This is a genomic window from Clostridium estertheticum, from assembly GCF_026650985.1.
In the GTDB taxonomy this organism is placed as follows: Bacteria; Bacillota; Clostridia; order Clostridiales; family Clostridiaceae; genus Clostridium_AD; species Clostridium_AD estertheticum_C.
Genome location: NZ_CP086239.1, coordinates 702,609 through 721,343 on the forward strand (window position 1 = coordinate 702,609; position 18,735 = coordinate 721,343).

The 18,735-nt window shown below is 30.8% G+C and carries 18 protein-coding genes; 14 read left to right on the forward strand and 4 right to left on the reverse strand.

Annotation, left to right across the window (positions count from 1 at the left end; all coding sequences use genetic code 11):
* Positions 1-60 precede the first annotated feature (60 nt).
* Both LL038_RS03605 and LL038_RS03610 read left to right on the forward strand, forming a co-directional pair.
* On the forward strand, positions 61-1,185 hold the full coding sequence (locus tag LL038_RS03605) for a D-alanyl-D-alanine carboxypeptidase family protein (RefSeq protein WP_216120000.1): 1,125 nt from the start codon (positions 61-63) through the stop codon (positions 1,183-1,185).
* 334 nt (positions 1,186-1,519) lie between these two features.
* The gene (locus tag LL038_RS03610; RefSeq protein ID WP_216170575.1) at positions 1,520-2,179 is read left to right on the forward strand and encodes a phosphatase PAP2 family protein; all 660 of its coding nucleotides are present in this window, start codon (positions 1,520-1,522) and stop codon (positions 2,177-2,179) included.
* Positions 2,180-2,222: 43 nt separating this feature from the next.
* Here the strand turns inward: LL038_RS03610 and LL038_RS03615 are convergent, their stop codons facing one another.
* Positions 2,223-4,541 carry an ATP-dependent Clp protease ATP-binding subunit gene (locus tag LL038_RS03615; RefSeq protein ID WP_216119998.1) on the reverse strand — a complete coding sequence of 773 codons (2,319 nt, stop codon included), beginning with the start codon at positions 4,539-4,541 and terminating at the stop codon, positions 2,223-2,225.
* Positions 4,542-4,875: 334 nt separating this feature from the next.
* Here LL038_RS03615 and LL038_RS03620 point away from each other — a divergent pair, with 334 nt between their 5' ends.
* Genes LL038_RS03620 through LL038_RS03630 form a run of 3 tightly spaced genes read left to right on the forward strand, consistent with a single transcriptional unit; the run spans position 4,876 to position 7,610 of the window.
* Positions 4,876-5,871 carry a sulfide/dihydroorotate dehydrogenase-like FAD/NAD-binding protein gene (locus LL038_RS03620; protein WP_216119997.1) on the forward strand — a complete coding sequence of 332 codons (996 nt, stop codon included), beginning with the start codon at positions 4,876-4,878 and terminating at the stop codon, positions 5,869-5,871.
* Positions 5,868-7,145 carry an FAD-dependent oxidoreductase gene (locus LL038_RS03625; RefSeq protein ID WP_216119996.1) on the forward strand — a complete coding sequence of 426 codons (1,278 nt, stop codon included), beginning with the start codon at positions 5,868-5,870 and terminating at the stop codon, positions 7,143-7,145. Before LL038_RS03620 ends, LL038_RS03625 begins: the two co-directional genes overlap by 4 nt.
* 42 nt (positions 7,146-7,187) lie before the next feature.
* The gene (locus LL038_RS03630; protein ID WP_216119995.1) at positions 7,188-7,610 is read left to right on the forward strand and encodes a putative ABC transporter permease; all 423 of its coding nucleotides are present in this window, start codon (positions 7,188-7,190) and stop codon (positions 7,608-7,610) included.
* 89 nt (positions 7,611-7,699) lie between these two features.
* Here the strand turns inward: LL038_RS03630 and LL038_RS03635 are convergent, their stop codons facing one another.
* The 3 genes from LL038_RS03635 to LL038_RS03645 all read right to left on the reverse strand — a co-directional run bounded on the left by LL038_RS03635 (position 7,700) and on the right by LL038_RS03645 (position 11,666).
* Positions 7,700-8,140, reverse strand: a complete 441-nt coding sequence (locus tag LL038_RS03635) for a MarR family winged helix-turn-helix transcriptional regulator (protein WP_216119994.1) — start codon at positions 8,138-8,140, stop codon at positions 7,700-7,702.
* 153 nt (positions 8,141-8,293) lie between these two features.
* Complete coding sequence (locus tag LL038_RS03640; protein WP_216119993.1) at positions 8,294-11,245, reverse strand: hypothetical protein; 2,952 nt, start codon at positions 11,243-11,245, stop codon at positions 8,294-8,296.
* A gap of 235 nt (positions 11,246-11,480) precedes the next feature.
* A complete protein-coding gene (locus LL038_RS03645; RefSeq protein ID WP_216119992.1) occupies positions 11,481-11,666 on the reverse strand; it encodes a hypothetical protein in 186 nt (61 codons plus the stop codon).
* Between the two features lie 220 nt (positions 11,667-11,886).
* Between LL038_RS03645 and LL038_RS03650 the strand changes: the two genes are divergently transcribed.
* The 9 genes from LL038_RS03650 (at position 11,887) to rpoZ (ending at position 18,735) form a co-directional block, all read left to right on the forward strand.
* A complete protein-coding gene (locus LL038_RS03650) occupies positions 11,887-12,030 on the forward strand; it encodes a hypothetical protein (RefSeq protein WP_153882475.1) in 144 nt (47 codons plus the stop codon).
* A gap of 236 nt (positions 12,031-12,266) precedes the next feature.
* Positions 12,267-12,467 carry a hypothetical protein gene (locus LL038_RS03655; protein ID WP_071613277.1) on the forward strand — a complete coding sequence of 67 codons (201 nt, stop codon included), beginning with the start codon at positions 12,267-12,269 and terminating at the stop codon, positions 12,465-12,467.
* A 232-nt stretch (positions 12,468-12,699) separates the two neighbouring features.
* Positions 12,700-13,695, forward strand: coding sequence for an asparaginase (locus tag LL038_RS03660; protein ID WP_216119991.1), 996 nt, complete (start codon positions 12,700-12,702; stop codon positions 13,693-13,695).
* Between the two features lie 100 nt (positions 13,696-13,795).
* Positions 13,796-15,217, forward strand: coding sequence for an NCS2 family permease (locus LL038_RS03665; protein ID WP_216119990.1), 1,422 nt, complete (start codon positions 13,796-13,798; stop codon positions 15,215-15,217).
* Positions 15,218-15,383: 166 nt separating this feature from the next.
* Complete coding sequence (locus LL038_RS03670) at positions 15,384-16,538, forward strand: aminotransferase class I/II-fold pyridoxal phosphate-dependent enzyme (RefSeq protein WP_216119989.1); 1,155 nt, start codon at positions 15,384-15,386, stop codon at positions 16,536-16,538.
* 209 nt (positions 16,539-16,747) lie between these two features.
* Positions 16,748-17,626, forward strand: coding sequence for a YicC/YloC family endoribonuclease (locus tag LL038_RS03675; protein ID WP_216119988.1), 879 nt, complete (start codon positions 16,748-16,750; stop codon positions 17,624-17,626).
* 14 nt (positions 17,627-17,640) lie between these two features.
* The gene (gene remA / locus LL038_RS03680) at positions 17,641-17,913 is read left to right on the forward strand and encodes an extracellular matrix/biofilm regulator RemA (protein ID WP_216104699.1); all 273 of its coding nucleotides are present in this window, start codon (positions 17,641-17,643) and stop codon (positions 17,911-17,913) included.
* Entirely contained in the window at positions 17,913-18,524 is a 612-nt protein-coding gene (gmk, locus tag LL038_RS03685; RefSeq protein ID WP_216119987.1) for a guanylate kinase, read from the forward strand. The genes remA and gmk overlap by 1 nt, the downstream gene beginning before the upstream one ends.
* Positions 18,517-18,735: a DNA-directed RNA polymerase subunit omega gene (rpoZ, locus tag LL038_RS03690; RefSeq protein WP_071613270.1), complete on the forward strand. Its 219-nt coding sequence runs from the start codon at positions 18,517-18,519 to the stop codon at positions 18,733-18,735. The genes gmk and rpoZ overlap by 8 nt, the downstream gene beginning before the upstream one ends.

Genomic DNA, 18,735 nt, shown 5'->3' on the forward strand with positions numbered 1-18,735 from the left:
TAATATTTTTAAAAAGAAAGAGATACTTTAAAAATTATGAAAATTAAAAGAGGCGAAATCATGACAAAAAAATCTAAAGTGTATATATCATTATCTTTAAGCTTAGTTTTATTATTTTCCACCTTAGTTCAAACTGTCCATGCTGATGATCTATATGTTAATGCAATAAGTGCTATAGCGTTAGATTGCGATTCAAAAGTTGTCTTATATGAAAAGAACGCATATACTCCAATTGAAATTGCAAGCACTACAAAGATAATAACTGCACTTGTTGCAATTAAATGTGGAGATTTAAACAAGAAAATAATTATATCAAAAAAGGCAGCAACTATACGCGGTTCAGAAATAGGGTTAAAAGAAGGAGAGGAGATAACTTTAAAGGAATTATTATATGGACTTTTAATGAGATCTGGAAATGATGCAGCGATTGCAATTGCTGAAGGGGTAAGTGGGAGTGTTGATGAGTTTTTAAAACTTATGAATGAGTATGCCTTAGAAATTGGGTTATTAAATAGTAATTTTGAATCTCCACATGGATTAGATAGTAGTAATCATTATTCGACTGCATATGATTTAGCTTTAGTAACTGCCAAGGCAAAAGAGGTTAAAACTTTTAATGACATAGTAGGCTCAAAAGATATTATTGCAAATGACTATGACTTTACTAGAAGTTATCATAATATCAATAAAATTTTATCTATTTTACCAAATTCAACCGGTGTAAAAACAGGATTCACAGGCAAAGCAGGTAAATGTCTAGTGACTTCTGTCAAAATTCAAAATAGAGATATTATTATAATTACACTAAATTGTACTCCGAGGTGGAAAGAAACTGAAAAAATAAATAACTATATTGAAAAAACTTATAAATATAAAAAGGTTGTAAGTAAAGGTGATATTCTAGGAAAAATTATTTTGAAAAATGGAAATAACAATGTGGAAATAGTAAGTAAAAGAGATATTATAATTCCAGTTAAAAATGATCAAAAAATTGAAATTAAAGTTAAAAAACCATTATATGAGATTTATGCACCAGTACATCAAGGTGAAAAAATTGGAAGGTTAGATGTATATGCAAATAATAAACTTCTATTAACAGAAAGTTTGGTGTCTAAGAGTAGCGTTGAAAGCAAAACTAATTTTAGATTTAGATTTAACAAAATTAAAAATTTCATTTTACAATAAAAAAGAGCCATAATCGACTCTTTTTTATTTCGTTTTTTTTAATACATAGGTATATGTATTTAACATAGCTTATATACAACTCTTAGATCCAGTATAAGAGGAAATAAGCCTCAATAAGTATATCTTATAGAATAAGCAATTGAACCTTCTTAAATGGCTTATATACCTTTTTAGTGGCATTTGGAAATTACAGTTTTTAACTAAAAATTGCAACCAATTTGGAGTTGGTTAGTTTTTATAGTAATTACATAATGTTTATAACTTTATTTTTGTAAAATCATTGAAAGAATTGCAAATTTCCGTTAAAATAGTCTTTGAAGAAAGGACTGATTGTTTGAAAAATCTTTTTAAAAAGTTATTACCATTAGTGCTTATAGGTTCTGTTCCTTTTTCTAATTTGTTTTATTGGACATTAAATAGTACTCATAGGGGCGTTTATGATCTTACTACAGATTTGGATAGATCTTTGCCCCTTATAAAAATTTTTATAATACCTTACATGACTTTATGGTTTTTTTTAGCCTTTTGTTTTGTTTATTTGTGTTTTAAAAACAGAAAGGTTTATTATAAAATTATGATTACTTTATTTTTATGTTATGTTGTTGCATTTATTACGTACTACTTTTTTCAAACTACGGTTATAAGGCCTATAGTTACCGGTAATGATATATTGTCAAAGATGATTTTATTTACCTATAATTCGGATGAGCCATATAATTGTTTCCCAAGCATTCATGTCATTACAGCATATCTAGCTGTTAAAGGGATCAATGCTACTAATGCTAGAAAGTCAATTAAAATACCAGTTAACATAATAGGATTTCTTATTATTATATCTACTGAATTTGTAAAACAACATGTGATAATGGATATATTTTTCGCAATGTTTTTATGCAGTGGAATTTATAACTTGGTTATTTATCTAGAACAACAGTATAATCTTTATAATCCGTCAAAAACATATAATTTGGATAAACAAGAGATAGAACAATAATAAAGTCAAAAGCTACTGAAAATTATTCAGTAGCTTTTGACTTTTATACTATAACTATTTTATCATCTTTTAATTCTACAGATATATTTGATCCTTCACTAAATTCATTTTGGAGATAATGCTCTGCAATCTCATCTTCAATATATTTTTGAATAGTTCGCCTTAGCGGCCTTGCTCCATATTTATCATCATATCCTTTTTCTAATATAAAGTCAGCTACAGCTTTTGAAACATTCATAGTAATATTTTTTTCGCCTACCTCTTCAATTACCTCCGTAATCATTAAATCCACTATTTCTCTAAGTTCTTTCTTTTCAAGAGGTGTAAATACAATTATTTCATCTACCCTATTTAAAAATTCAGGTTTAAATGTTTGTTTTAATGCATCCTTTACACGTGCCTCTAATATACCGTAATCGCCTTTAACAAAGCCAATGTTGCTTGATTTAAACTCAGTTCCTGCGTTTGATGTCATTATTATTACGGTGTTTTCAAAGAAAACAGTTCTGCCTTGGCTATCTGTTAGTATTCCATCATCAAGAATTTGAAGTAACATATTAAAAACATCTGGATGAGCTTTCTCTATTTCATCTAGTAGAATTACTGAATATGGTTTTCTTCTTACTTTTTCAGTTAATTGGCCACCTTGATCATATCCTACATAACCTGGTGGGGCACCAATTAGTTTTGACACTGTATGTTTTTCCATATATTCAGACATATCAATTCTTATTAGTGCGTCCTCACTTCCAAAAAGTTCACAGGAAAGCGTTTTAACAAGTTCTGTTTTTCCAACACCAGTTGGTCCAACGAAAATAAAAGAGGATGGCTTTTTCTTTTTTCTAAAGCCTGAACGATTTCGTCTTATTGCTCTAGACAAACTTTTAATAGCTTCATTTTGACCTATAACTCTTTTGTGAAGCCTGCTTTCTAGATTTAATAGTTTTTTCGCTTCTTTTTCTGTAATCTTTTGAATCGGAATTTTAGTCCATGATTCAATAACGAAAGCAATATCCTCTATAGTAATTTGAACCTCACCACATGTTTTTTGAGTTTCACTAATATCTTCTTTTACTTTGCATAACTTTGTCCTATATTCAGCAGCTTTTTCAAAATTTCCATTAGCCTCTGCTTCATCTTTCTCTGTTTGAATCCTGATTGACTCCTCTTTGAGTCCTAAGAGTTCAATGAGTCCTTTATTTTTCAGATTTGCTCTAGAACCAGCTTCGTCAATTACATCAATTGCTTTATCTGGCAAAAATCTATCCGTTATATATCTCTCAGATAAAGTTACAACTTCTTCAATTACTTCATCTGATATTTTGACTTTATGATAATCTTCATAGTAGTTTCGTATTCCTTTTAAAATCTCTATTGTTTCAGGTACACTAGGTTCCTCAACTAGAACTGGCTGAAATCTCCGCTCTAGTGCTGCATCTTTTTCTATATATTTTCTATATTCTTCAAGAGTTGTTACACCAATAACTTGTATTTCACCTTTTGCTAAAGCTGGTTTTAAGATATTAGCTGCATTCATTGCTCCGCCCTGAACTTCACCAGCACCCATAATATTGTGCACTTCGTCAATAACTAATATTATATTTCCATTTTCCTTAGCCTCTTCAATAATTGATTTCATACGACTTTCAAATTGTCCTCTAAATTGTGTTCCTGCAACTACAGCTGTTAGGTCAAGTAAATAAACTTCAGCATTAAATAATTTTTCTGGAACTTGTTTTTCTATGATTCTTACAGCAAGGCCCTCAGCAATTGCTGTTTTACCTACACCGGCTTCGCCGATTAGAATAGGATTATTTTTACCTCGTCTATTTAATATTTGAACCACACGATCAATTTCTTTATATCTTCCAATTACTTTGTCTACACCATTTTGTTTTGCTTTGTCTGTTAAGTTTATTCCATATGTATCTAAATGTTTTCGTTTCTTTTTAAACCAGTTCTTTTTTGATTTATCATCTGATGCACTTTTAATTTTTGGGGAAGGTTCAACATCACCGTCTATAAAATCATTACCTTTATCTACAGATGAGAATAATCCATTAAAAATGTTGCTAATAATATTTTTCTCTTCGCCATTTTTAATATCCTTATCTGATGTGTTTAGATCATCACTATTAACATCTTCTAAATTCATATCGTTAAACATTGTACCCATTTGTTCATTTAAGCTTTCAATATCCTCTGAGGATAATCCAGCTTGCTGCATTAATTGGTCCATTACCGGAATACCCTTCTTTTTAGCACATTCTATACATAATCCTATAGTTTCAGTTTTGCCGTTTTCAATTTTTGAGGTTAATATCATTGCTATATTTTTTTTGCATATTTCACATAACTTCATTTAAATCATCTCCATATTTTATGATGTATTGAATATTATTATTATAGTATATCATTTATTAACAGAATTTGTTCAATATATTCGGATTGTTTATTTTTCATTATCAAATATTAGCATTTATTACCTTAAAAGAGCACTCTCTACTTTATTCTATTCTCATACATATATTCCTCTTTAAAAATAGTAAATTATTAGTTTTTTTAATCTTAATATATTATAGTATGTACTTTTAAGATCAGTGTTACAAAAATGTGAATAGTTAGATATATTTAATATGCACATTTATTTGCAATTTTACATAGTTTAATATAACAGTGCTTGAGGAGGTAATATTATGAGTTATGAGCCCTACGACTGTATTGATGTAGGAAGTGAATTTTGTCCGTGTCACCTTGCTGAAACAGGAGATTGTATATTATGTTCACAGTTAGCAGGGAAGGATTTTTGTGACTGTTGCAACTTTAATGGGGTATGTATTTATCAAGAGTATGCAACGAATGGTTACAAAGCCAAAGAAAGCAGAAAAAATTATAAGTGCAAAATAGTAGAGAAAAATAGATTTGAGGACAATGTTATTATACTTACTGTTTGCGCAAGTGATAAATTGGTAAGTGAATTGGTTCGTGTTGGAAGTTATATTTTTGCTCGAAGGCCGAGTGCAGAGGCTAGGTTTGATACACCAATATCAATAATGGATACTGATACGACAAAGAATACAATCAGTATTGCGATAGAATTAAAGGGAGCTAAAACTAAAGCATTAGATACTTTAAAGATAGGAGATGAACTACTCATAAAAGGACCGTTTTGGAATGGTACGTTAGGATTAAAAAACATATATGAAATTAAAAACAGTAAGTGCTTAATTGTAGCAAGAGGTATAGGGCAGGCACCTATGATACCGGTACTTAAACATTTACATGCAAATAACAATGAAATTATAGTTGTGCTTGATAATTCACCATATAAGAATAGCTTTGCATATGAGTATATAGAAAAATATGCATCAAAGGTTATAGAATGTAATACAATAGCCTCAAATGGCATAATGACAGAGAAATTTAATGATTTATTAAAAGAACTAACTATTAATAATGATATTAGTCTAGTTCATTGTGACGCTGTAGATATCCTAAATTATGAACTGATGAAGAGTGTGGAATATATAGATAAAAACATTAAATATTCTTGCTGTAATAATGCAAAAATGTGTTGTGGAGAAGGAGTGTGCGGTTGTTGTACAAGAACTAATAACGACCTTAAATTAAGAAGACTCTGCAAAATGCAGACAGAACCTAAATATGTATTAGAAGGGAGGAGAACATTTTGAAGGTTATCGTAATTGGTGGTGGATGGTCTGGTTGCATGGCTGCAATCACGGCAAAAAGAGCAGGAGCCGAGGTCGCATTATATGAGAAAACTGATATGCTTTTAGGACTTGGAAATTCAGGTGGTATAATGAGGAATAATGGGAGATATACTGCAGCGGAAGAATTGATAGCACTTGGGGCAGGGGATTTGATACATGTAACTGATGAGAATAGTAGACATAAAAATGTTGAATTTCCTGCACATAAAAATGCTTGGTTTTATGATGTAAATAAAATTGAACCAGCAGTGGTTAAGTGTTTAAAAGATATGGATATAGAATTAAACATGATAACAAGGGTGGTAGATGTTGAAAAAGAAGAAAATAAAATAAAAGGAATATATTTATCAAACGGTGCGTATGTAGTTGCGGATGTATTTATAGAAACTACAGGTTCAACAGGACCAATGGGTAACTGCTTAAAGTATGGAAATGGATGTTCGATGTGTGTGTTAAGGTGTCCAGCATTTGGCCCTAGAGTAAGCATAAGTTATAGAGCAGGTATTGAAGATTTAAAAGGGGAAAGGGAAGAGGATGTATATGGAGCATTTAGTGGTTCGTGTAAACTAGCTAAGTCTTCTTTAGGTGATGAGGTTATGAAGGAGCTTAATGAGAGCGGAGTGGTTATTTTAAAAGTACCAGAGGAAGATGTGAATTTAGATAAGCTTAAAGTGAAAGTATGTCAGCAATATGCACTTAAAGAGTTTGCAGAAAATATGATTCTACTAGATACAGGTGATGCAAAGCTTATGACATCATATTATCCACTGGATAAGCTTAGAAAAATCAAAGGTCTTGAAAAAGCAAAATATATAGATCCAATTGCAGGTGGAAAGGGAAACTCCATAAGATATCTGTCTGTAGCTCCAAGAACTAATAATATGAGGGTTGTAGGTCTCGATAATTTGTTTTGCGCAGGAGAAAAGGCAGGGCTATTTGTAGGTCATACAGAAGCCATGTGCACAGGTGCTTTGGCAGGACATAATGCCGTTCGAAATTATCTAGGAATGCCTCTTTTAATATTACCAAATGCTCTTGCTATTGGTGACTTAATATCATATGCAAATGAAAAAATGAAATCCAAAGAAGGAAGAAGAAACCGATATACATTTGCGGGGGCAGAGTATTTTAATAGAATGCAGGAAAGTGGGCTTTATACTTTAGACATTGATGAGATTAAGAAGAAAGTTGCAAAATTAAATTTGACTGATATATTTAAAGAAAAACTTATATAGAATTATTAGTATATTTTATAATGTAACACACACAATATCATTATGTGGAAGAAATTTATTATATATGGACTTTTAGGTCTTTTAGGAGAGGTTTTTTGGAATGCTTTTGGCGCAATGATTAATGGAGATATATTACTTAGGGGCACAACTTGCATTTGGATGTTTCCTATATATGGTCTTGCTGTGTTTCTTGAACCAGTCCATAATAGGATCAGGCATCTTCCGCTTATAGTTAGGGGAGGCATATATATGGTCATTATATTTGCAATAGAATTAGTTAGCGGACTATTGCTTAGGTTGGTTTTAGGGGAGTGCCCATGGAAATATGTAAATAAAACATTATCAATATGCGGAATAATCACATTAGATTATGCACCAGTATGGATCATTTATGGAATTTTGTTCGAAAAAATACATGATGTTATAACATGTATTGAGAAAAGAATTAATCGTAATGATAATTAGGGTTATATTAGATATTGATAATTACAAAAAAATAATGTAGTAAGTTTAATTTTAAAAACACATTAAACTTACTACATTAAATTTTACATTTATTTATTGTTAGAGGTTAAATTTGATAATAATGAATTAACATTTTCCTTAAGAGTAATTGCACCCTCAAGTGAAAGGCCTGTAGAGCAAAAGATTTCTTTTGGTATACCAAAAGCCATTTTTTTCAATTCATCACCTGCAGGAGTTAAGGTAATATATACATTTCGCTCGTCTACAGTATCTCTAGTTCTTTTTACTAAGTTCATACACTCTAATTTTTTAAATAGAGGGGTTAAAGTGCCAGAATCAAGATGTAGTTTTATTCCAATTTCTTTTACAGTTATATTATCTTTTTCCCATAACACTAATAGAGCAATGTATTGGGTGTAGGTTATACCTAATTTATCCAATTCTGGCTTGTAAAGTTTTGTAATTTCACGGGAACAAGCATATAGAGCAAAACATAATTGATTATCTAATTTAAGGGATTCATCTGTCACTCATAATCATTCCTTTTCATTTAAAGTAAATTTTGAATTTGAATTTATTCAATCATATAAAATTAAATTGAACAAAATCTATCAACAACTTAAACATATCATTTTAGTTACACAATGTCAAGCATTAGTCTTAGTTGGTTATGCACTTAGTTTTTAATTAGAGGGTTTTGGAACATTAATTTTATTTACCATGAAGCCTGATACATAATCAAATTGATGCCATTTTTCAATTTGAACTTTATCACCTAAGTAAGTTGATTCAACTGGTGAACTACCATTAAGGTAAAGGTTAGAGGTAGAGTTGAATAAGAATACTCCATCAGCACCAGCTTCATATACATCATAGGCCCGTAATAAATATTGCTCAATATCTAAATACTCTTTGTTGTTTATATATAATCCTTGCTTTACTAACTCTTCTTCTTCCTTTGTTATATCATGTCCACTAACATCTGCTGAGATACCTACATATAATTTTACATTCGTATTTTTAACCATATCTACATAAGATGAAATTTCAAAGGATTTGTCTTCATTACCAATGCTTGAAGGTATTAACGTATCAAGTAAACCTTCTTTAACCCAAGTATTAACATCAAAGCCATATTGAATGGGTTTTTTCCAGGGAACTCTTATAGTAATTGTTTTATTTTTTGGAAGTTCTTTTCGCAAAGTTCGTAAAAATTCATTCATAATAAGTACTTTTTGATCATTTGGAGTTTCACTTCCAAAAACTGTTGGATACCTACAAAAATCTAATGTCACACCATTTACATTATTAAAAGAACCTGCTTCTATGAGTATGTTTTTTATATAATTTCTAACTTCTGGGTAGTAATAGCTTAGAGGGAAATTCCCAGGTTGAGCGAATTTTTTGTATTCATTATACATATTTCCATTTAAAAAACCGTAAATAGTTGGATTATAGAATACATCCATTCTAAGGGAAGCATTAACAGCTATTCCTTTATCGGCGCCTCTATCTGCTACAATTTCGAGTGGTGACTTTCCGGAGGCTAATATATTTAATATTTGAGATTTTGCTAAACGGTCTCCATCTCTAAGCTCAGAATCGAATTCTTCAGTTCCCTCAAACGCATTTCCGGCATATTTACTATTATAACTTAAAGCACCTGTAGTTCCTAAACACCAATTTACTGTCCCGACATTTTTCCCATTAAGTCTATCTATAGTTTTATTCTTAAGTGTTTCAACAGTGGGGTATTTTCCGGAAAAGAAATCAGAATATCCATCAAAATCATACATAACTGTTTGCTTATTCATATTTTCCTTTTGATATAAAGTAACTTGATCAGCTGTTAATCCTATTAGTTTAACATATGCAATTCTTGCGTCTTTATAAGGAATTGCATTGATTTCAATTGAATTATTATTAAAATTTGATATTATTGTAGATTTTCCATTAATCCATTGATCTCCATATAAATTGTCAGACTTAAGAGAAACCTCACCATTTACCTGTGTCATTGAGGTACTTCCTGTTGATCCTATCCTAAAACTATCTGTACCAGTAACATAACCCACATAAACTCTAAACCAACCATTTAGTGTTACTGGCATTTTTAATGTTAAGGCATTATTCCCATTTTCAATTATTGAACCACTCTTAGTGGTTTCAGAATCCACGTAGGATCCTAATTTCCAACCGGAACTCACTGCATCATTTTGACCTGTTGCTGCCATCTTATCCATTTGAGTATATAAATATATGCTTCCGGGGGTGGAAGTTATAGTTTGACCCGGAACTAAATTAACTGTTGAAATATTCATGCTGATAGTCCTTGTTGTTTCATCAATTACCTGACTACCTGTAACAAGTTGCTGCACAAGCTTCATTTCCCCCGATTGGGTTATGTTATTAAGGGTCGATAAAATTGTTTTCTTATCCAGCGCAGTTGTAGATTCTGCTATGATCTTATCATCTTTGTATAGGTAAGATTTAATATTATATTGCTTAATACTTATAAGATTTTCATCTGCAATAGTCATAGCTGTTGAAATATTTATAGTTTGATTTTTTTCATCAGGTATTACAGTAGAATTTTTTAGGGCTAACGATTTTACTATTGCAAAATTATCAATATATATTTTATTGGTACCAGTAAGTACATCAGTCATATCACTATAGAGGATAACCTTATCAGTAAGCCCAGCAGCATCTAGTTCGGGATTAGAGAAGTTACCAATAGTTTTTCCATCTATTAATACTGATATAGTTTTATTTCCATCATTTTTTATTGACCATCTATGGATATCATCATCTTTAGGTAAATATGTAGTAAATGTTTGAAAAAGGTTTGTTCCTGAATTTTTATTTAATAAGTTTATATTTACTTTATTGTCAGAGTCTTTGCTATTAATACTAAGACGGTATCTTTTATTGTTAGCAATTATATCTAGCGCAAAACCTCTCCAACCTCCATTTGTAGCTGGAGTTTGTAAATCTGTTATTTTAGCATCAAATTCTACATTGAAAGGACCAGCGCCTATTTTTACATCTTTACTTATTTTGGATATTGAATTTTGAGTGGTATTATAAAACAAATATTGGCCATACGGAATATGCGTTTTATATTTTTCACTTGAACTAGTGTCTGCTATAAATGAGTCGTTAGTATATTCGTCACTTTTGCTCCAACCACTAGTATTAAGATTATTGCAGTTATCATTAAAGATTGACTTAATATTTTCATTGTTTTCTACAAGTATATTATTATTGATTTTAAAAGTCATCTGTAAAATATTTTGCAATTGTGTATTGTCTGTTGAATAAATTTCTTTATCCATTTTCAAAGTATACGCTTCACCAAGAGTATATCCTTTTACTGGTGGATTAATTAAAATAGATTTTTTATCTAGTCCGAGCTGCGTTGATATATCCGATGATTTTCCTGTGCTATCCACTATAGTTATAGACTTTTTTAAGGCATCATCAAATTTAAGCTCTTTATTAAACTGGATATTCCAGACTTTATTTGCGCTAACTACTTGATTATTAGTTGGTTCAAACGCATATGAATTATGAGTAGATATTAATAAAAAACAAAACAATAGAATAAAGGTAGTTGTTAATAGTTTTTTCATTTCTTGTAATCCCCCTGTTTAAACTTTCTTTTATATTCTTCTGTATTTTAACACAATTTGCCTTATTATATAACAAGATTGGAAAATATTAAATTTATACATATTTATTTTTATAGGCAAAACACTCAAATTATTGATTGTATAAACTGTTTAAAAAAGCTATGTGCCTTTAATATTCAAAGGCACATTAGGGGTTAAGATTTAATGCGGTTTAAGGAAGTTATTAAGAAATAAGTTAAAAACAGGCATATAACATTTCATAAGCATAATAGAGTAATAAAAAAGCTAAAAGACCAATTATAATCCAAAAGGTAATTATTTTTAAATTTGATTTTTTAGGCTTTTCTGTAAAAATACCGACAATTTTATTAAGTGGTTCACTAATTTCAACATGTATTATTTTTTTTAAATCATCATTCATTTAAGACACCTCATAAATTATTTACTTATATATATTATCTAAAAGTAATTTAATATACCTTATATTTAAAAGTTGATAATTAATGAACTCAAATAAACAATTTAGTAAAATGTTTTCATGTAAATAAATTTAGCTAAGATTACTACGTATAATATATAAATCTAGAGAGAAAATAATAAAGTAAAAGATTTTAAAATTTTAATAAAAGGGGGTTTTAAAGATGCCTGATCATCAACATGTTGGTGGTAGCAAAAACAGTAACATTGATATTAAACGTGATAATGTTCATAAACCTAAGAAAAGTAACGGAGATAAGAAAAATCAACCTTTGTATAAAAATTTTAATGGTGAAATTCTTGATTAGATTATAAAATGTTACCTTAAATTTAATGTGTAAATAAAATAGTTTAAAATAACTTTATTTAAGGGAGGGACGATGATATGCAAAAGGGCAAGGAAAGTGAAACCAATAGTAAAAAGGTTAATATCGGCACTAAAAGAACAGAACCTAGTGATAGACAGAAAAAGGGAGAAAAAGAAAGAAAAAATCAAATTTAAATCTAAGTTATATATTTGTGGATGTAAAAGGAGAGTGATTTAATGGTTAACGAAGGTGAGTATTTTATAAATAAGGGTTATAAAATAATGAAATTTGAGAGAGATATTGATAAAATTACTGGGCAAGAAATAGGTACAATTGAGGTAAAGGCATTGGATGGTCATAGGCAGTATATAACATTTGATGATAACGGTGCGGATGAAATAGAGAAAAGTTTATTCGAATATTTAAAAAACAAATAGAATCGTGAAAATAAGGCATGCTATAATTTGTATGCCTTATTTTCATTTATTGTTATTTATGAAGTTTTATAAATAAAAGATGTAATTTTTCCGGGAATATTGTAGAATAGAATTTGTTTCTTAAAACTCAAAGATAAATTAGCAAAAGTAAATTTATGTTTAATTTTCCATAAAACGCGGGAGTAAGAACAGATTATTTTATTTTGAAACTAAGATTTAGGAGGTAATTTAAATGAAAAAAGTTGCGGTTATTTTTAATGGCGGCACAATTTCTATGACACTCGATCCAAGAATAAAAGCGGCAGTTCCAACCTTAAGTGGAGAAGAAATAATGTCTATGGTTACAGGAATTGAAAAATATGCGGAAATAGAATCATATACTTTTTCAAATCTGCCTGGCCCTCACATGACGCCAGAATTAATGATGGATTTGTCTAAATACATACAAAAGTTCTTAACTCGAGATGATATATGTGGGGTTGTGGTGACTCATGGTACGGATTCACTTGAGGAAACAGCATATTTGTTACATCTAACTATTAATAACCCAAAGCCTGTAATTGTTACAGGTTCAATGAGAAATGGTTCGGAACTTGGGTATGATGGTCCTGCAAATTTATCTGCTGCTATTTGTACTGCTATTTCGCAGGAGGCGCGTAATAGGGGAGTGTTAGTGTGCTTAAATGATGAACTTAATTGTGCTAGTGAAGTTACTAAAGCACATTCAATGCATCTAAACACTTTCCAGAGTCCCGAGTTTGGTCCCATAGGAATTATAGATAACAATGAAGCAATATTCTATAGAGATAGTTTGAAAAAAGAACATATAATAACAGATAAGGTAGAAACTAAAGTGGATTTAATAAAAGCTTGTGCTGGTATGAATTCAAAACTAATTGATTTTTGTGTAAAGGAAGGCGCAAGAGGAATTGTTATTGAAGCTATGGGAAGAGGAAACATTCCGCCTGAAATGGCAGAGGGTGTAAAAAATGCTATTGAAAAGGGTGTAGCGGTTGTTATGGTGTCTAGATGCTTTAAAGGAAGAGTATTAGATTCCTATGGATACCCAGGTGGTGGAAAAGAACTCAGGAATGCTGGTGTTATTTTTGGGGATAGTCTTCCGGGTCAAAAGGCTAGAATTAAACTTATGCTGGCACTTGCGAGCACAACAGATTTGAAGGAAATAAAGCACATGTTCGAAAATGGAAGGTACAAAAGCCGAATTTAACGAGAAAAATATAATTTAATATTCGCCATGGTATTGACGAAAACTTCCATTTTTGATATTATGTTTGTATAAAAAATAAAATACAGGATAGGGGAGAAACATGAAATCAACAGAAAATATTGAAAAAAATTCTATATTTGAGAAGCTTTTTAAATTAAGAGAAAACAAAACGACAGTTAAAACAGAAATACTTGCGGGTATAACTACATTTATAACTATGGCATATATTATAATTGTAAATCCTAATATTCTTAGATTTGCTGGAATGAATGTGCTAGGGATAAAAGGAGAAGGGGCAGGAGCTTTTACTGCGTTAAATGATCCAGTTGTAGCATCAGTTTTTGCAGCAACATGCCTTACAGCAGCAATAGGTACTTTCGTAATGGCTTTTTATGCCAACCTTCCTTTTGCACAGGCACCGGGAATGGGATTAAATGCATTCTTTACTTATAGTGTATGTTTAGGCCTAGGATATACATGGCAACAAGCGCTAGCCGCAGTTTTTATATCAGGAATTTTATTTATAATAATAACACTTACATCAATACGAGAAAAAATAGTGGATGCTTTGCCACAAAATTTAAAACTTGCTATTTCAGGTGGTATCGGATTATTTATAGCCCTTATAGGTTTTAAAGGTGGCGGAATAATTGTAAGTAATAAAGAAACTCTAGTAGCCTTTGGTAGTCTTACATCTCCAAGTGCATTAGTGACACTAATAGGCATATCTATTACGGCAATATTCATGGCTAGAAAAATAAAAGGATCTATACTAATTGGAATTGTTATAACTGCTATAGTGGGAATTCCGTTTGGAATTACAAAACTAGCAGGTGTTAAGATATTTAGTGCACCACCATCTCTTGCACCAACATTCATGCAGTTTGATTTTGCAGGTCTTTTAGGATCAGGTGCTGGTAAGGGAGTATTTTCAGCAATAATGAGTGTAGTAATGGTTGTAATAACATTTAGTTTAGTGGATTTATTTGACACAATAGGAACACTCGTAGGAACAGCAACAAAAGCTAATATGCTTGATGAGAATGGACGAGTAAAAAATATGAATAAGGCATTAATGTCAGATGCATTAGCAACTACTGCAGGAGCAATTATGGGAACAAGTACAGTAGTAACTTATGTTGAATCCACAGCAGGAGTTGCAGAAGGTGGAAGAACAGGTCTTACATCAGCTACAGTTGGAGTCTTATTTTTAGCTTCATTATTTTTTAGTGGACTTGTAGGAATAGTACCATCAGAGGCGACTGCCCCAGCACTTGTAATAGTTGGAGTGCTTATGATGAGTTCAATTACAAAAATTGATTTTGAAGATTTTACGGAAGCACTCCCAGCATTCTTAACAATAGCAATAATGCCATTTAGCTATAGTATAGCAAATGGAATAGCAGCAGGAATTATTTTTTACCCAATAGTAAAAGTAGCAACAGGTAGGTATAAAGAAGTAAGCCCTATAGTTTATGTTTTAGCAGGCTTATTTATAATTAGATTTATTATATTACCTTAAGGCTGAAATGTCGTTAAACTGGTACTTATAAAACAGATATTTTAAGATATCTATTTTATAAGTACCAATTTTTAATTTAAGCTTCTTTTTACTGTAAATAAGGCGAATGTAACAAAGTTAGTATTATCTGAATAATATAATAAAAACTATATAAAAGGATGATACTATGAAAATAAATAATAGAATGTCTAATGTATCCGAATATCATTTCAAAAGGATTGATGATATTAAAAATAAAGCGATAACTGACCGGAAAAAAATTATTGACCTTAGTATAGGAGATCCAGATTTACCAGTCAATTCAAAAATCACAGATGCGCTAATAGAAGCCCTGAAATGTGAGAGATATAATAACTATCCTCCTTATGATGGAATAAGTGAACTCAAAAAAGCAGTTATAAAATATTATAATGACGTTTACAATGTATGCCTAGGTTTAGATGAAGTAATAATTCTTATAGGATCAAAGGAAGGTATAAACAATATAATTCCGGCTGTATGTGATATAGGAGATTGTGTAATAGTGCCTGAACCTGCATATCCAGTTTATAGTATTTGTTCAAAACTATGGGGTTGTGTTCCGTATACTGTGCCATTAACACAAATCAATGGATATATGCCAAGGCTTGATGCTATTCCTGAAATTATTGTTAATAAATGCAAATTGATGTTTATAAATTATCCTAATAACCCGACAGGTGCAGTAGCAAGTAAAGAGTTCTATAAGAATGTTATAAATTTTTCTTATGATAATAATATTGTTTTATGCAATGATTCGGCATATAATGAGATAATTAAGGAAGATAAAGAACCAATTAGCCTTATGCAATATGATGTATTAAGGCAAAACGTGGAATTTGGAACTTTATCAAAAACTTATAATATGACAGGGTATAGAATTGGGTATGCTGTAGGTAATGCTAAAGTAATAAATGCTCTTTTAAAAATAAAAAGTAATTGTGACTCTGGTCAATTCATACCAGTTCAAAAGGCTGCAGCTGCTGCTCTTAATTTAGAACGTGATTATGTTCATAATATAAGAAAAGTATATGACGAAAGACGTGAAGTTGCTAAAAGTGTTTTACTAGAAAAGAACATAAAATTCTTTGATGCTGAAGCTACTTTTTATTTATGGTGTAGAACACCTAAAAACTATACTACAAATGAATTTTGTGAAGAATTGCTGATTAATCATGGAATTGTGATTACACCAGGCAATGTTTTTGGGAAAATTGGGTACGATTACTTCCGTATAGCGCTTACAAAAGATAAGCTTATTATTGAAGAAGCTTTAAAATCTTTAAAAAAATGTGGCGATTAATATTATTATTGGTATAATATAAGTTATATAGGAAATATTTTATTAATAGTATGAGCTGCTTTTAAAATCTATAAAATTACAGCTTGATGGTATTTTTTTTATGAAAATCGTAATAAAAGTAAAAACTTATAATTTTAGCTTGAAATTAAGGTAATACTTTATGTATACTTATTACGAGGTCACAATGAACAATGGAAGGATGTCTTGTTATGATTAGGAGTATGACTGGGTTTGGGAGAGGAAACTCTGAAAAAGATGGTAAAAGTTTTACAATTGAGATTAAAAGTGTTAATCATAGATATTTTGAAACTAATATAAGAATGCCTAGAGTATTAATATCTTTTGAGGATAAAATCCGTAAAATAATTGGTGAAAAAGTAAAAAGGGGAAAGCTTGATGTTTTTGTAACTCAAGGCAATTATGATAAGGAAGATGTCGAAGCATATTTGAATGAAAATTTAGCAGCAAGTTATATAAATTGCCTTGGAATCTTAAAAGATAAATATGGTCTGAGTGATGATATATCTGTTTCAGCAGTAGCTAAATTACCTGAAGTAATAACACTTAAGCAAAAGGAAGAAGATGTTTCAGAAACATTTGAGCAGATTGATTTAGCATTAACAAAGGCGCTTAGGGCCCTTCTTTTTATGAGAGAAAGAGAAGGCAGAAAGCTACTTGAAGATGTTATAATTAAGTGCGACTTAATTAATGGATTAGTTGATAAGGTTAAACTGCGGGCACCTCTTGTTGTTTGTGAGTATAAAGCTAAACTAACTCAAAGGCTTGATGTTTTGCATAAAGAAATTGACTTTGATGAAAACAGAGTTGCTATGGAAATTGCAATTTTTGCTGATAAAGCAGGAATTGATGAAGAAATTGTTAGATTAAATAGTCACATAAATCAAATGAGAGAGACTCTAATTTTAGACGAACCAATTGGTAGAAAGCTTGATTTTATTATTCAAGAAATGAATAGAGAAACTAACACTATAGCATCAAAAGCAAATGATTTAGAAATTTTAAACACAGTAATTAGTATGAAAAGTGAAATAGAGAAAATTAGAGAACAAATACAAAACATAGAATAAACTGGAGGCAAACGATGAGTATAAAGTTGATAAACATAGGGTTTGGAAACATTGTTTCAGCAAATAGATTGGTAGCTATAGTCAGCCCTGAGTCAGCGCCTATAAAAAGAATAATTCAAGAGGCAAGAGATAGAGGAATGCTAATTGATGCTACATATGGAAGAAGAACCAGAGCGGTTATTATCACTGATAGTGATCATGTTATCTTATCAGCTGTTCAGCCTGAAACTGTTGCACATAGATTATCTGTTAAAGATGATGAACATTTAGACGAGGTAGAGGAATAATGAGGAACAAAGGACAGCTAATTGTAATTTCAGGACCTTCCGGTGCTGGTAAGGGGACTGTATGCGAGGCGCTTCTTAAAAAAAATGACTTCTGGATTTCAGTTTCAGCAACCACGAGAAGCCCAAGAAATGCTGAAATAGAAGGTGTAAATTACTATTTTATATCTAGAGAAGAATTTCTAGAAAGGATAACATCAAAAGATTTTCTTGAGTATGCAGAGGTTTATGGAAATTGTTATGGTACACCTAAATCTGAGGTTCTAAAAGTGCTCGAGAGCGGCCGTGATGTAATACTTGAAATAGACATTCAAGGCGCTCTTAAGGTGAAAATGGCTTATCCAAATGGTTTATTTATTTTTATTCTTCCGCCATCTATGGAGGAATTAAGAAATAGAATTACAAATAGGGGCAGTGAAACACCAGAATCATTAATGACTAGATTTGCATCTGCTCATGAAGAAATAAGTTTTGTATCAAAATATGATTATGCAGTTGTGAATGATACTGTGGATAGCGCATGTGAGAAAATTCAGAGCATTGTCATTGCAGAAAGATGCAGAGTCGATAGAATGAATGGAGATTTTTTAAAGGAGGAAATTATAAATGAATAATTCAATGATTAGTCCATCAATAGTAGATTTGTTAGAAAAGGTTGACAATAGGTATTCTTTAGTTGTAGCAACATCAAAAAGAGCAAGACAAATAATAGAAGGTCAAAGCCCGCTTGTACAGGTGGATTCAACAAAACCTGTTACTATTGCTATAGAGGAGATTTATGAGGGAGCTATTGTTGCCATCACAACTCAAGAAGGAATAAAATAG

What these genes read in the sequence shown, in the direction of transcription:
- remA (WP_216104699.1), top strand. Translation starts at nt 17,641, where the DNA reads ATGAGTATAAAGTTGATAAACATAGGGTTTGGAAACATTGTTTCAGCA.
- LL038_RS03615 (WP_216119998.1), bottom strand. Translation starts at nt 4,541, where the DNA reads ATGAAGTTATGTGAAATATGCAAAAAAAATATAGCAATGATATTAACC.
- LL038_RS03670 (WP_216119989.1), top strand. Translation starts at nt 15,384, where the DNA reads ATGAAAATAAATAATAGAATGTCTAATGTATCCGAATATCATTTCAAA.
- gmk (WP_216119987.1), top strand. Translation starts at nt 17,913, where the DNA reads ATGAGGAACAAAGGACAGCTAATTGTAATTTCAGGACCTTCCGGTGCT.
- LL038_RS03660 (WP_216119991.1), top strand. Translation starts at nt 12,700, where the DNA reads ATGAAAAAAGTTGCGGTTATTTTTAATGGCGGCACAATTTCTATGACA.
- LL038_RS03665 (WP_216119990.1), top strand. Translation starts at nt 13,796, where the DNA reads ATGAAATCAACAGAAAATATTGAAAAAAATTCTATATTTGAGAAGCTT.
- LL038_RS03630 (WP_216119995.1), top strand. Translation starts at nt 7,188, where the DNA reads ATGTGGAAGAAATTTATTATATATGGACTTTTAGGTCTTTTAGGAGAG.
- LL038_RS03605 (WP_216120000.1), top strand. Translation starts at nt 61, where the DNA reads ATGACAAAAAAATCTAAAGTGTATATATCATTATCTTTAAGCTTAGTT.
- LL038_RS03675 (WP_216119988.1), top strand. Translation starts at nt 16,748, where the DNA reads ATGATTAGGAGTATGACTGGGTTTGGGAGAGGAAACTCTGAAAAAGAT.
- LL038_RS03650 (WP_153882475.1), top strand. Translation starts at nt 11,887, where the DNA reads ATGCCTGATCATCAACATGTTGGTGGTAGCAAAAACAGTAACATTGAT.
- LL038_RS03620 (WP_216119997.1), top strand. Translation starts at nt 4,876, where the DNA reads ATGAGTTATGAGCCCTACGACTGTATTGATGTAGGAAGTGAATTTTGT.
- LL038_RS03640 (WP_216119993.1), bottom strand. Translation starts at nt 11,245, where the DNA reads ATGAAAAAACTATTAACAACTACCTTTATTCTATTGTTTTGTTTTTTA.
- LL038_RS03645 (WP_216119992.1), bottom strand. Translation starts at nt 11,666, where the DNA reads ATGAATGATGATTTAAAAAAAATAATACATGTTGAAATTAGTGAACCA.
- rpoZ (WP_071613270.1), top strand. Translation starts at nt 18,517, where the DNA reads ATGAATAATTCAATGATTAGTCCATCAATAGTAGATTTGTTAGAAAAG.
- LL038_RS03655 (WP_071613277.1), top strand. Translation starts at nt 12,267, where the DNA reads ATGGTTAACGAAGGTGAGTATTTTATAAATAAGGGTTATAAAATAATG.